Below are 13,388 nucleotides of genomic sequence, written 5' to 3'. Positions count from 1 at the left end.
ACGTTTGATTGCAAGTATCCGTTCCTGGCAAGAAAGTCTGCGGGCTTTTTTTACCCCCCAAGTTGTCACCATGCTGTTTCTCGGCATTGCGGCGGGGTTGCCGTTATTACTGATTTTTTCATCTCTCAGCCTATGGTTACGTGAAGCGGGCGTCGATCGCAGTGCAGTCACTTATTTCAGTTGGGCGGCGCTGGGTTATTCATTTAAATTTGTCTGGGCGCCGCTGCTGGATATTCTGCCATTACCGATTTTGCATCGCCTGTTAGGTCGACGGCGTAGCTGGTTATTTTTGTCACAGTTGATGATTATCGCTTCGATCATAATGATGGCGATGGTCGATCCGGCAACACATTCCTTAACCTTAATGGCTGTTGCGGCTGTGTTACTGGGCTTTTCAGCCGCGACGCAGGATGTGGTGATTGATGCCTATCGTATCGAGTCTGCCGATACCCGTTTGCAGGCATTAATGTCTGCCAGTTATATCGCCGGATATCGAATCGGCATGCTGATGGCTGGGGCTGGTGCGTTGATGCTGGCCAGTTATTTTGGCTCTGAAATGGGTGAGTACGATTATCTGGCCTGGCGACAAAGCTATTTAATTATGGCGGCACTGATGCTGATTGGTGTGGTCACCACCTTGTTAAGCCCTGAACCTGAGGTAAATAAAAAGGTTCATGAGGATCGCAAGCGGGATTATCTGGGGTTGATGCTGACGTTTGCGTTGTCGATAAGCGGATTTATTGCCTCTTTCTATCTTACCAGCGACTGGGCTGGTCAGGCACGTTTGCAGTTACTTAACGTTTTTAATAATGGCCCTATGTCGGCGGTTGGTGTTGAGTTAGTGCGCTTAGTACTGGCCACCATGGTGGCCGTGATTATTGCCAGAGTGTTGATCTTGATGGGCTGGGCGCAGAAAAGCATTGTGCATCGAAGCTATGTTGAACCCGTGCAGGATTTCTTCAAACGCTACGGCCTATCTATGGCGTTGTTGTTGCTTTCGTTGATTGGGTTATATCGAATATCCGATATTGTGCTGGGTGTTGTGGCCAATATTTTTTATCAGGATATGGGCTTCACCAAGCCAGAGATTGCCACGGTGGTGAAAACCTTTGGTTTGTTTATGACCATTGTTGGTGGTTTTCTTGGCGGTATTCTAGCGTTACGTTTTGGGGTGATGCGCATCCTGTTTTTAGGGGCGGTTTTATCGGCATTGACCAATCTGTTGTTTATGCTGCTTGCCCAAATGGGCAATGATATCTGGATGCTGTATATCGTGATTTCTGCTGATAATCTGTCCGGCGGTATGGCGAGTGCCGCCTTTATTGCATTTTTATCCAGCCTGACCAATATCTCGTTTACCGCGGTGCAATATGCCATTTTCAGTTCATTAATGACCTTATTGCCGAAAATCCTTGGAGGGTATTCCGGGACGATGGTCGAAAGCATTGGTTATGAGCAGTTCTTTTTGATGACTGCTTTAATGGGGGTACCAGTATTGCTGCTGGTCTTCCTGGCTGCCCGCCGTTTTCGAATTGATGGTTAGCTGATTAGCTTATGTGGCGCTGGCTATTCATTATCATGGTGATCTTTGTTGGCTGGCGTTACTGTTCACCCGACGCCATCCATTACGCCGCGCCTGATAAAGTCATAGATAAAGCACCTTTACAAGCCGAAGTAGCAGATCTTCCGCCTATACCTTTTGATGACTATGCAATACAGCCGATGGCTGAATTTACCCTGGAAGCCAGAGTTCTGGCACGGGAAGATTATTGGTTAGGACGTGAAACTGATTTATCACCCACCGATTTGGTATTGGGCTGGGGAGAAATGGCGGATCCTGAAGTTGTTAAACAGATCAACATTCGCCAGTCCGGTCGCTGGTATTTCTGGCAGGTCGATTCATTTCCGATTCCTCGTCGGAACATTGAAACCCAAAGCGCCAATATGCATTTGATTGCGGCGAATGATGAAGTCGCCAGAACGCTTAAGCAGATCCGTCCGGGACAATTAATTACTCTGCAGGGCTATCTGGTAAATGTGAATGCCGATGATGGCTGGCGCTGGCGCAGTTCGTTAACTCGGGATGATACTGGTGCCAATGCCTGTGAATTAATTTACGTGAAACAACTGAAAATCATTTCCTAACAGCTGGTTTTAGCGGGAAATTTCCCCGAAATGTTTATGCTATGTTGACTGCTTGAATTAACAACAAGGAGTTAATTATGTCGAATAGCGCTATTTCAATCGATGATTACGAGGCCATTAGCAAACTGATTCAGCATTATATTGATGGTGCTGTGGCAGGCCGTGGTGAACTTATGAAACCGGCGTTTCATCAGGATGCCACCATTTATGGTTATGTTGGTCCGGATTTATTTGCCGGCCCCATTCAGGGCTTGTATGACTGGAATGATGAAAATGGACCAGCCAAAGAGATGCAGTCCAAAATTACCCATATCGATGTGGTTGGCACAGCAGCCAGTGTTAGACTCGAATCAGATAATTGGACCGGTCATCGCTTTACCGATTTTTTTAATTTATTGAAAATTGATGGCAAATGGCAGGTAATGAATAAAGTCTTTCATCTGCATGATTAAAGCTTATCGAGGGTCTGTTTATTTTTCATCGCCGCCTCTGTTGGGACTGAAAACGTACCAATCAAGGCGCGAGGAGTGCAGTTTAGCCGTTCTAAATAAATGACGAGCAACGCAGAGTGGTGCGTTTTCTGTCACAACCCATAGGGCTGGGCCTATTTGTCCATCCCATAGGTTGAGAATGCCTACACCCTATCAATTACACCTTGCAAGATGGAAAATAGACACCAGCAGTGGTGACGATGAAAGATAAACAGACCCTAAACTGCTGGATTAATCCAGCAGCTTGTAACACGGTTTGTAAGCATTTTCGTCCTGTCCCAGTTTCATACGTTTTTCACGGACGAAGATACGTAACAAGTCATCGATGGCTCGCATTAAATCGGGATCGCCGTTGATGATGTAAGGGCCATGTTTGGCTACTTCGCGAATACCAAAGGCTTTTACATTACCGGCAACAATCCCGGAAAATGCCGAACGTAAATTGCTGGCCAGTTCATGACCTGGCATATCGGGATACAAACGTAATGAAGCCATATTCTCATGGGTAGGAATAAACGGCTGTTGCAGCATCGGATCGATATGCAGTTGCCAATTGAAATAATAGGCATCCTGCGAGTCACGACGGGCAAGATGTACCTGATCCACGGAATCACGAATGATTTGGCCCACTGTGGCGGGCTCGCCAATGACAATTTGATATAGTTCAGCCACCTTATCACCCAGACAACGGCGTAGGAATTTATCCAGTGTCTCGAAATAATCACGGCAGGATTCGGGGCCGGCAAACACCAGCGGAATACCTTGTTTGTTTTCCGGGTGCAGCAAAATGCTTAGCAGGTAGAAAATTTCCTCGACCGTACCTACGCCACCTGGGAACACAATAAAACTGTGACCGAGACGTACAAATGCTTCCAGCCGCTTTTCAATATCCGGCATGATGACTAGTTCATTAACGATGGCATTGGGTGATTCTGAGGCAATAATCCCCGGCTCGCTGATACCGAGATAACGACCGTTTTTGAATTGTTGCTTGGCATGACCCACCGCCGCACCTTTCATCGGGCCTTTCATTGCACCAATACCACAGCCAGTAATGATATCGAGATTTCTCAAGCCCAGTTCATAGCCCACATGTTTAGCGTAATCATATTCTTCACGGGGAATCGAATGACCACCCCAGCACACCACCAGATTTGGTGTCATATTTGGCTTGATGGCATCGGCGTTACGCAGAATCATAAACACGCTATCGGTGATCTGTTCTGATGTCGGTGAAGTTTGCCGGGCAAGAATTTTGAAATCGGTATAGATAATATCGCGCAGCGCCGATGACAAATGCTCCTGAATACCGCGAATGATTTTATCGTCGACAAAAGACTGTGCCGGGGCATTTTTGATTTCCAACACCACACCACGTGATTGCGGCACCAGTTTGATATCGAAATCTGCATAGGTATGAAAGATCTGTTCTGCATCATCCTGATGACTGTCGGTATTTAAAATCGCCAAAGCGCAATCACGAAACAGACGGTGCAAATCTTCACTGGTATTGCTGATGCGTTGGATTTCTTCCTGAGAGAGCAGATTTAAGGTTCTTAATGGGCGAATCGTGGTGTATTGGATTTTGTTCATAGACTTCTATAGATAAAAAAGGCGAGCTAACATACTCCCACTGTTGTGATTGGGAATCAATGGAATAGTCGATGCCTGTCAAAATAGCGGTCAGTATTTTTGCTGCAGACAAAACGAGCCGGATGTTTTCCGACCCGGTTTGTTTTAAACATGAAGTGACTTATTGCTGCTGAACGTAGGCCCGCCAGCCTTTAAGATGACTGATATCGGTGGCATTGGGGATGGCATAAGGCTCACAGATAAAGCCCGCATACCATTGCTGATCGGCCAGTTGCACCTTGCCAATACCTAATGGGGCAGGGATCCCAGCGACAAAAGAGCCAAAGCTGGCAGTGGGTAATTCCCATAACTCGACTTCAATCGCTTCCCCTTGTTGTTCATCTCTGACCAGTCCTGGTCGGGCTGGTGGTCCGCCGGGGAGTGCATAAAGTCGGTAATCTGTAGTGGTTTGTGTGGCGCGTATTAACTTGCCGCCACGCTCCCGCAATTGCCAATTGAGTGGTTGTCCCTCCAGATGTGCTCCACAGACAACGACCTTTAATCGATCCATAACCCCGGCGTTTAACGCTGGAGATTCAGCCAGCGGCAACGAGGTTGCTCCGAGCGGTAAGTTCAATGTTTGTTGCAATCGATTGGCATAAGACAATAAGCGGGTATCACTGAAAGCTCTGGAAAACAGTGTCACGCCAAACGGTAACCCGTTTGAGTTGAAACCTGCTGGAACGGCAACTGCGCTGCAATCGAGCAGATTCATAAAGTTGGTGTAATAACCCAGCTGGCTATTAAGTTTAATTGGTTCGGCCTGAACCTCTTTGATTTTGTAAATCATGCCAGTGGTTGGTGTCAGAATAAAATCAACGTTTTCCAGTACCGGGGTGACCTGCTGTTTGCAGTGCTGTAGTTGGTACTCGGCACTAAACAAATCCTCGGCTGAAGCGGTGTTATTGCTATCGAGAATGTGTTGTAAAACCGGCAGCATGTCTTCACGGTTAACATTGGCAGTGGCAAGACGTCGTTCAGCCACCCACGGGCCTTCGTATAACAATCTGGCTGCCGTCAAAAACGGCTCAAAATCAATTTCATGACAGATGCCGCCAAGTTTTTTCAGCGTTTCAACCGAGTTATAAAAGCCTTGTTCATTTTCCTGGTCGCCAAAAAACGCTAATTGTCCAGCTTGCGGAATGGCGAAGTTAAAGGATTCATCTTTAATTTGGCCATAATTTCGTCGGTTAGTATCTTTATTTTGCCGGGAGTAATCATCTTTCGCATCAAATGCTGCAGCCACTTCAAATACCCGGTTTGCATCGTCGGTGGTCAGGCTGAAGATAGACACACAATCCAGACTTTTACAGGCTGGAACGACACCGTGATTACTGAGCAAACCACGCGAAGGTTTTAAGCCAATGAGATTGTTAAATGCAGCTGGTACCCGACCAGAGCCAGCAGTATCGGTGCCTAAAGAAAAACTCACCAGTCCTAATGCAACCGCTACCGCAGAACCTGAACTTGAACCGCCGGAAATATACTCTGGATCAAAACTGTTCTGGCAGGCGCCCCATTTATCCGGTGAACGCACACCGACCAGCCCGGTAGCAAACTGATCCATATTGGTTTTACCAATCGGAATCGCCCCGGCATTAATCAGTAACTCCACTACATGAGCGGATTGCTCTGCTGTATAGCGATAGGCTTCACAACCAGCTGTGACATCCACACCAGCCAATTCAATATTGTCCTTTATCGCAAATGGAATTCCGTACAAGGGCAATTTATCAGGTGATTGGCCGATTAAATTGTCCAGATAAGGTTGGATGGCTTCGCGGGATAACAGGGTTATCCAGATATTTCGATCCGTATAGGTGGCGGCGCGTTTCAGTACCTCATCAATCAGTTTATGCGGAGAGAGCTTGCCATCACGATAAGCCTGATGGATGGCATCAATGGTCATATCCATTATTCTACCTCCCCGGAAATAACGACCAGACGATCACCCATGCCAACTTGCGCGCCGGCCTGTCGTTTAATTTCTGTGACGGTACCGGCTTGAGTCGCGGTTATCTGGATCTCCATTTTCATCGCTTCCAGGATCATCAATACATCGCCTTCTTGTACGGATGAACCGATTTCCACTTCCACTTTCCACACACTGCAGTTGAGTGGACTATCAACGGAAATAGCATTTTCCGGTAGCGGCGCACTTTCCTCCTCAATGATCTGCGGTTCATTGCCACTATCAAAATGTAAAAGACCCTCGCGTTTCCAGTGTTCCAGTTCTTCTTCAAAGGCGTGTTCACGCTGGCGGGTAAAGCTGTCAATCGACTCTTTATGTTCAGTAATAAACTGGTTGTAGCGTTTGAGATTGAAGGTGGTTTCTTCTATCTTCAGTGGATAATTGCCTTGCGGAAAATCACGACGGATCTGCACCAGCTCATCGTGAGTGACTTCATAAAACTTGATTTGATCAAAAAACCGTAACAACCAGGGTTTGGTGAATTCAGTAGTTTTCAGATAACGATTCCACATTTGCAGGGTCCGGCCGATAAACTGATAGCCACCCGGTCCTTCCATGCCATAAACGCACAGATAGGAACCACCGATACCAACGGAGTTTTCGGCAGTCCAGGTACGGGCAGGGTTATATTTAGTGGTGACCAGACGGTGTCTTGGATCCATTGGTGTTGCCACCGGAGCGCCCAGATAGACGTCACCCAGGCCCATCACCAGATAACTGGCCTCAAACACAATACGCTTCACTTCATCGACCGAGCTCAGCCCATTAATACGGCGGATAAATTCAATATTATCCGGGCACCAGGGCGCGTTATGCCGCACTGATTGCATGTATTTCTGGATGGCTTGCTGGCAGGCTTCGTCGTTCCAGGAAATGGGTAAATGCACGATACGTGCAGGCACATCCATCTCTTCGATATTGCTGATTTCCTGTTCTGCCTGTTTGAGAATCCCGACCAGGGTTTCCAGAGAAATTTGCATACCATCGTAGTGAATCTGCAGTGAACGGATGCCGGGTGTCAGTTCATGTAATCCTTTGATATTTTGTTGCTGTAACCACAACATCAAAGCATGCACTTTAAAACGCAGATTGATATCCAGTTTCAGTTCACCATATTCGACCAGAAGATAATGATCACCCGCCAACCGGTAGCAGACATCGATACCCGTTTCCGGTGACACCAGCGTGTCATAGATGGGTGAGCCAATTGCTGTGGGGATGACTTCAACAGGTTGCTGTGACAGTTGAGCAAGCGATTCCTGCTGAGCCCGCTCCATGGCTCTGGCAGTTTCTATCGACACTGGAATAAAACGCACCGTATCACCGGCTTTTAATTGGCCTATTTTCCACAGTTCTGCCGTGATAACGGTGGCGGGACAGACAAAGCCCCCTAATGACGGTCCATCGGGTCCAAGGATAATTGGCATATCGCCAGTGAAATCAATGGTGCCGACTGCGTAGGCATTATCGTGAATATTGGACGGGTGTAAGCCCGCTTCACCGCCGGTATTTCTGGCCCATTCCGGACGTGGCCCAATCAGTCTTATGCCTGTTCGGCTGGAGTTATAGTGAATTTTCCAGTCAGCAGCAAAAAACGTTTCAATATCTTGTTCGGTAAAGAAATCCGGCGCGCCATGCGGGCCGTAAATGACCTTAATCTCCCAATGAGTAGTGATTTGCGGAATTAATTCGGCAGGTGTTGTTGTTAAATCAACTGCCGCTGTTTCGTCTGATAAATGAAGAACATCGCCGGTTTTTAACGTGCGACCAACATGGCCGCCAAATTGACCCAGGGTAAAGGTGGATCGTGAACCAAGATAATTCGGGCATTGAATACCACCGGCGACCAGCAGATAAGTTCTTGTACCGGCGGCTTTGATTTGACCCAATGTTAGCTTGTCGCCGCTAGACACTGAATAAATTTGCCAGCAATCAATCGGCTCGCCATTGAGTTTGGCCTCAATGGTGGCGCCGGTAATGATAATTTGGCTGCTGCAGTTAAACACCAGTTCGGGGCCGCTCAGCGTGATTTCTAATCCGGCACAGTCTTCGGTATTGCCAAGCAGACGATTACCCAACCGGAAAGACCAGTTGTCATAAGGGCCGGAAGGCGGAATGCCAATATCCCAATAACCTTGCCGGCCGGGATAATCCTGTACTGTGGTCATGGTGCCCGGCGATAACACGCTGAAAGTATTGGGGTAATAGACAAAGCTGTCCAGATGACGGGTGGTAATGCTGGCGGATAAAAAGGCCGCATCATTCAAAATATGGCTGAGATAGTCGGTATTGGTTTCAATACCGTAGATGCTGATTTTTTTCAGTGCTGTGAGAAGTTTTGCATGCGCTGATTCGCGTGTTGGTGCATAGCTGATTACTTTGGCCAGCATCGGATCAAAAAACGGCGAGATTTCAATGCCGGGTTTAATCCAGTGATCAATACGTAAATCTGACAGTTCAGGAAATTCTACTTCAGTTAACAGACCGGCTGATGGCTGGAATTTTTTGAATGGATCTTCGGCATACAAGCGTACTTGTATGGCATGGCCATGAGGTTTAGGCGCTTCAGCAGGCAGTGTACTTTCCTGAGCACCGACTTCAATCATCCAGCGAACCAGATCCACCTGATAAATGGCTTCGGTTACACCATGCTCAACCTGCAGCCTGGTATTGACCTCCAGAAAATAAAAATCATGTGACTGGGCATCGTAGACAAATTCCACGGTACCGGCACTGTGGTAATGGACAGCGGCCATCAGCCGGACGGAAACCTCATGCATAGACTGACGAACGTTGTCTGGAATATTCGGCGCAGGCGCTTCTTCGATAACTTTCTGATTACGTCGCTGACTGGAGCAGTCCCGATCGCCCAGTGCCAGCACATGACCCTGACCATCGCCAATGATTTGTACTTCAATATGCCGGGCCTGGGTGATAAATTTTTCGATAAACACGCCATCATTGGAAAAATTATTGGCGCCCAGCCGTTTGACGGAATTGAAAGCATTCTTCAGTTCATCTTCGGTATCACAACGACTCATGCCGATACCACCACCGCCGGCGGTGGATTTCAGCATCACCGGATAACCAATGGTCTGAGCAATAGCAAGCGCCTGTTCAATATCCTCAAGTAATTCTGAACCTGGCAATAACGGCACATCGTTTTGCTGAGCCAGCGCTCTGGCACTGTGTTTCAGACCAAAGGCTTCCATCTGTTCCGGTGTGGGCCCCAGAAATACCAGATTACTGGCTTCACATTGTCGTGCAAAGTTGGAGTTTTCACTCAAAAAACCATAACCGGGATGAATCGCTTCGGCACCGGTTTCTCTGGCAATTTCAAGAATGCGTTGTTGATTCAGATAAGTGTCTGCAGCGCGGCCCTCTCCAAGCGAAAAGGCCTCATCGGCATAACTGACATGCAATGAGTCACGATCGGCTTCGGCATAGATGGCGACAGCCTGAATACCCATTTGCTGGAGGGTGCGAATAATTCGGGTGGCAATAGCCCCGCGGTTGGCAATTAAAATCTTCTTGAACATGGTTTTATCATCTCAAGGTGTGGGTCGTCCCACTTCATTCCGGCGCATTTCAAGTCGTCTTAAAACACGTTATTACTGTGTGAATCATCAATCCCAGATATAAAGGCCTATCGGTGTCGGGTTGTAGGCGTTACAAGGGTTATTGAGCTGAGGACAATTAGAAATCAACACGATGACATCCATTTCAGCCTGCATTTCAACGTATTTACCGGCTTCAGAAATACCGTCTGCAAAGGTCAACCCACCTTGTTTAGTGACCGGTACATTCATAAAAAAATTGATGTTATGAGTGATATCGCGTTTGCTGATGCCGAACTGTTCGTTTTCAGCAACAGCCAACATCCAGCTGTCCCGACAGGCATGCATGGTTTTCTTTTCCAGTGCGTATCGCACGGTGTTGGATTCCGTAGCACAGGCTCCGCCCAGGGTATCGTGACGACCGCAGGTGTCGGCGGTAATGGTTAACATGGGATTTCCCATATTGGTCAGTAAGGTGGTGCCGGCAGTCAGGTAAACATTTTTTTGTTCGCGAATGGTATCTATCGCGCTGTAGCGTTCAGCAGGATCAGCAACACTATAGAACAATGTATCTGCTGCCTGATTTCCATGTAAATCGACAATGCGCAACGTCTGGTTTTTCAGCAGCGGTTGCATCCAATAATCACCGGCCAGTACTTCTTCGTAACGGGCTGCCTGATTAATATTCAAATGACTTTCTTTAATCACGATCTGTTTGTCCTTTTTCGTTAATGATGACCACACAGGTGATAGAGACGATTGTTTTCAAAACCACGCTGGTTTTCGGCACAGGCATTCAGGCACAGATCGTCTTCAGTGAGGGCGGCAGCATTTCGAATTTGATAGATAACCGGTTTTTTCGGATAGGTCGCTGCCGTGTTCATCGGATGTGGGCAGGTGTGGAACAGCACCAGGGTATCCATTTCAAAGCGCAGATCCACATAATCACCGGCTTTACTGTGGTTTTCGACATAGCTCATATTGCCCAGATCATCTGTTTTGATACTGCTAAACAAATTAAGATTGGCTGCCATATCGCGTTTATTCAGACCATATTTGGCCAATTCGACTAAAAAGGCCTGTTCACCACTGATGGTCCAATCATTTCGAAACTGCTGGTAATTTTTGATGCCCCATTTTTCCTCCAACGCAGCATTGGTCAGATTGCCACCCACGGTATCGTGCCAGCCAAGCGTATCTTCTGTAATTGAGCAAAAGATGCGGCCCATATCAGAATAAAGGCAATGGCCTTTGGTGAGTTTGAAGGTATGCTGACATTTCAAGGTGTCGGGAGTGTTGTAGCGTTCCAGCGTATTCTCAGGGTTGTAAATCAACATGCCGACATTGGCGCCGCCTTCCTGGTCAATCAGCCGCAGGGTGGTGCCTTTTCGCATCAGCATTGACCAGTGAGCTCCACCTGGAAGCGTGTCTTGATATAAAACGTCTTTGTCTTGGGTAATTTCAGTCATTGTTTATAGCCTGTTGTGTCATCAACGTATCTTGAAAATCATTATTGATTTGTTTTTTGGAACGTCCTACCGGTATGTCATAAGTGATCGACGCCCCATAGCGGTTAGGCTGATCCGGATCATGTCGCTGTTTATCAAAGACCAGCAGTTGGGTCCCCAGGGAGAAACCTTCGGAGAGATCATGAGTGATCATAAATATCGTGATATTGGTCTCGCGCCATATCTCCAGAATCAACTCATGCATATCGGATCGAATACCCGGATCCAGTGCACCGAAGGGTTCATCCAGTAACAGAATTTGTGGCTGTTTAATTAAAGCCTGGGCGATTGCCAGCCGTTGTTGCATACCACCTGACAATTCGCTGGGATATTTGGTTAAAGCGTGGTCGAGACCGACCTTTTCCAACAAAGCGATCGCCCGTTCACGAATAGCCTGACGTTTTTTGCCAAAGCAGCGTCCCAGTAGGGGGGATTCCTTCAGTTCCTCACCCAGCATCACGTTTTCGACGACGTTAAGGTGGGAAAATACCGAGTATTTCTGAAACACGATGCCGCGATCAGCACCCGGTTCATTAGCTATTGGTTTACCGTTTAACAGCAATTCACCTCGCGTGGGTTGCTCAGTGCCCAACAGCATTTTCAGAAAAGTGGTTTTGCCACAACCTGATGCACCCACCAGCGTCACAAATTCGCCAGCTTTGACATCAAGATTGATATTTTCCAGCACAATATTGTCGCCGTATTCCTTCCACAGATTTTTGATCTTGATATCGTTCATTTGTTTTCCCCCTGGTCGGTCGCATGCCAGGGGAAGACGCTTTTTGACAGGCGTCTTAGCAGGTAATCCATCAAAAAGGCCAACAGGGTGATCCACACCACATAAGGCAAAATGATGTCCATCGACATATAGCGTCGAACCAGAAAAATGCGGTAGCCCAGTCCTTCGGTGGCAGAAATGGCTTCTGCCGCAATCAGAAATAACCAGGCTGATCCCAGACTCAAGCGAACGGCATCAATCAGCTTGGGTAACACTTGAGGTAATACCACTCGAAGAATCAGTTGCCAGCTGTTGGCACCCAATGTCTGGGCTTTAATGATGATTTCATGCGGTAATGCCATCACCCTGAGTTGTACGTCTCGAATCAGAAAGGGCGTGATGCCGAGCACAATCAGCATCACTTTGGAGAGTTCACCCAACCCGAATATAATGAATAATATTGGCAAAATGGCTAAAGGTGGCACCAGTGAAATGATGGTTATCACCGGTGCTATCCCAGCTCTGACCAATGGAATAATGCCGACCAGAATGCCGATAATCAGACCGGTCAAAGCACTGATGCCGACACCGAGTCCTAGTCTTTGCAGGCTGGCAGCAGTATCCGCCCACAGTACATAATCACCGGTACGCTTGTTGGGCTCAAATGCCAGATAAGACACCGCATCGATAAAAGACTGCATTGATGGCATCAACTTATCATTCGGATTAATTGCCAGACGTTCACTGGAAAAGTAAAAATAAACAATCCCAATAACAACGAATGGCAATAGACCCAGCAAGCATTTTCCTAGAGTACCTGGACGCTGATTGATCAGTCTCTTCACGAGAAACTCCCTGTGTTTCTTAACTTAAAGGGCGTTATCCGCAGCCATTTTCATGAAACTGGAATCAAATCTGAGTTTAACGTTGTTTTTATTACCTGCCACATCACCATCAGGATAGGCAATACCGATAAAATCGGCATCCATCGCGCCATCACCTAACAGACCATGATCAAACGAGAAGTCAGTTATGTGTTTCATCGTTGCTTGCAGCTGATCGCTGTTAGCAAAACTGACCGCTTCAGCGGCTGTGTAGAACATGTTGGTTGCATCCAGCTGTGCTTGATAGCCTGCCAGATCGGTTCCTGATGCTTCAGCCATCATCGTTAAGGCTTCTTCATCACCTGCTTGCATTTTGGCCATGATTTCATACCAGGCACCGGTTAACGCTTTACCAAAAGCCGGATTAGCCTCTAACGTTTCACTGTTAACCACTAACAGGTCGATGATTTCGCCCGGGATATCGGAGGAATCAAATACCTTGGTCGTATCTGGAATAGCAGTGATTTCTGACAGTAATAGC

At 47.3% G+C, this 13,388-nt stretch carries 10 protein-coding genes and 1 pseudogene; 3 read left to right on the top strand and 8 right to left on the bottom strand.

The genetic code is table 11. The annotated features are described in order from the left end of the window. Positions 1 to 4 precede the first annotated feature (4 nt). From B3182_RS15665 to B3182_RS15655, 3 genes are all read left to right on the top strand, one after another. Entirely contained in the window at positions 5 to 1,543 is a 1,539-nt protein-coding gene (locus B3182_RS15665) for an AmpG family muropeptide MFS transporter (RefSeq protein WP_292411174.1), read from the top strand. Between the two features lie 35 nt (positions 1,544 to 1,578). After that, on the top strand, positions 1,579 to 2,145 hold the full coding sequence (locus B3182_RS15660) for a hypothetical protein (RefSeq protein WP_292400576.1): 567 nt from the start codon (positions 1,579 to 1,581) through the stop codon (positions 2,143 to 2,145). Between the two features lie 77 nt (positions 2,146 to 2,222). Beyond that, positions 2,223 to 2,597: a nuclear transport factor 2 family protein gene (locus B3182_RS15655; RefSeq protein ID WP_292354625.1), complete on the top strand. Its 375-nt coding sequence runs from the start codon at positions 2,223 to 2,225 to the stop codon at positions 2,595 to 2,597. Positions 2,598 to 2,867: 270 nt separating this feature from the next. On the opposite strand, the gene ppnN is transcribed toward B3182_RS15655, so the two are convergent. From ppnN to B3182_RS15615, 8 genes and pseudogenes are all read right to left on the bottom strand, one after another. Next, entirely contained in the window at positions 2,868 to 4,229 is a 1,362-nt protein-coding gene (gene ppnN / locus B3182_RS15650) for a nucleotide 5'-monophosphate nucleosidase PpnN (RefSeq protein WP_292354627.1), read from the bottom strand. A gap of 160 nt (positions 4,230 to 4,389) precedes the next feature. Then, the gene (gene atzF, locus B3182_RS15645) at positions 4,390 to 6,183 is read right to left on the bottom strand and encodes an allophanate hydrolase (protein WP_292753459.1); all 1,794 of its coding nucleotides are present in this window, start codon (positions 6,181 to 6,183) and stop codon (positions 4,390 to 4,392) included. After that, a complete protein-coding gene (gene uca / locus B3182_RS15640) occupies positions 6,183 to 9,779 on the bottom strand; it encodes an urea carboxylase (RefSeq protein WP_292354630.1) in 3,597 nt (1,198 codons plus the stop codon). The genes atzF and uca overlap by 1 nt, the downstream gene beginning before the upstream one ends. A gap of 87 nt (positions 9,780 to 9,866) precedes the next feature. Beyond that, positions 9,867 to 10,505 carry an urea amidolyase associated protein UAAP2 gene (locus B3182_RS15635; RefSeq protein ID WP_292354632.1) on the bottom strand — a complete coding sequence of 213 codons (639 nt, stop codon included), beginning with the start codon at positions 10,503 to 10,505 and terminating at the stop codon, positions 9,867 to 9,869. Between the two features lie 20 nt (positions 10,506 to 10,525). Beyond that, entirely contained in the window at positions 10,526 to 11,266 is a 741-nt protein-coding gene (locus B3182_RS15630) for an urea amidolyase associated protein UAAP1 (protein ID WP_292753456.1), read from the bottom strand. Continuing rightward, positions 11,259 to 12,044 carry an ABC transporter ATP-binding protein gene (locus tag B3182_RS15625; protein WP_292354636.1) on the bottom strand — a complete coding sequence of 262 codons (786 nt, stop codon included), beginning with the start codon at positions 12,042 to 12,044 and terminating at the stop codon, positions 11,259 to 11,261. Before B3182_RS15625 ends, B3182_RS15630 begins: the two co-directional genes overlap by 8 nt. Then, on the bottom strand, positions 12,041 to 12,868 hold the full coding sequence (locus tag B3182_RS15620; RefSeq protein WP_292354638.1) for an ABC transporter permease: 828 nt from the start codon (positions 12,866 to 12,868) through the stop codon (positions 12,041 to 12,043). Before B3182_RS15620 ends, B3182_RS15625 begins: the two co-directional genes overlap by 4 nt. 24 nt (positions 12,869 to 12,892) lie before the next feature. After that, positions 12,893 to 13,388, bottom strand: a pseudogene (locus B3182_RS15615) (lipid kinase); the annotation flags it as partial.

Origin of the sequence: Methylophaga sp. UBA4204 (assembly GCF_002379485.1) — a bacterium.
In the GTDB taxonomy this organism is placed as follows: domain Bacteria; phylum Pseudomonadota; class Gammaproteobacteria; order Nitrosococcales; family Methylophagaceae; genus Methylophaga.
Note: the sequence above shows the minus strand (reverse complement) of the source record. Positions and strands in the feature narration are given on the sequence as shown.

What these genes read in the sequence shown, in the direction of transcription:
- B3182_RS15660 (WP_292400576.1), top strand. Translation starts at nt 1,579, where the DNA reads ATGGTGATCTTTGTTGGCTGGCGTTACTGTTCACCCGACGCCATCCAT.
- B3182_RS15655 (WP_292354625.1), top strand. Translation starts at nt 2,223, where the DNA reads ATGTCGAATAGCGCTATTTCAATCGATGATTACGAGGCCATTAGCAAA.
- ppnN (WP_292354627.1), bottom strand. Translation starts at nt 4,229, where the DNA reads ATGAACAAAATCCAATACACCACGATTCGCCCATTAAGAACCTTAAAT.
- atzF (WP_292753459.1), bottom strand. Translation starts at nt 6,183, where the DNA reads ATGGATATGACCATTGATGCCATCCATCAGGCTTATCGTGATGGCAAG.
- uca (WP_292354630.1), bottom strand. Translation starts at nt 9,779, where the DNA reads ATGTTCAAGAAGATTTTAATTGCCAACCGCGGGGCTATTGCCACCCGA.
- B3182_RS15630 (WP_292753456.1), bottom strand. Translation starts at nt 11,266, where the DNA reads ATGACTGAAATTACCCAAGACAAAGACGTTTTATATCAAGACACGCTT.
- B3182_RS15625 (WP_292354636.1), bottom strand. Translation starts at nt 12,044, where the DNA reads ATGAACGATATCAAGATCAAAAATCTGTGGAAGGAATACGGCGACAAT.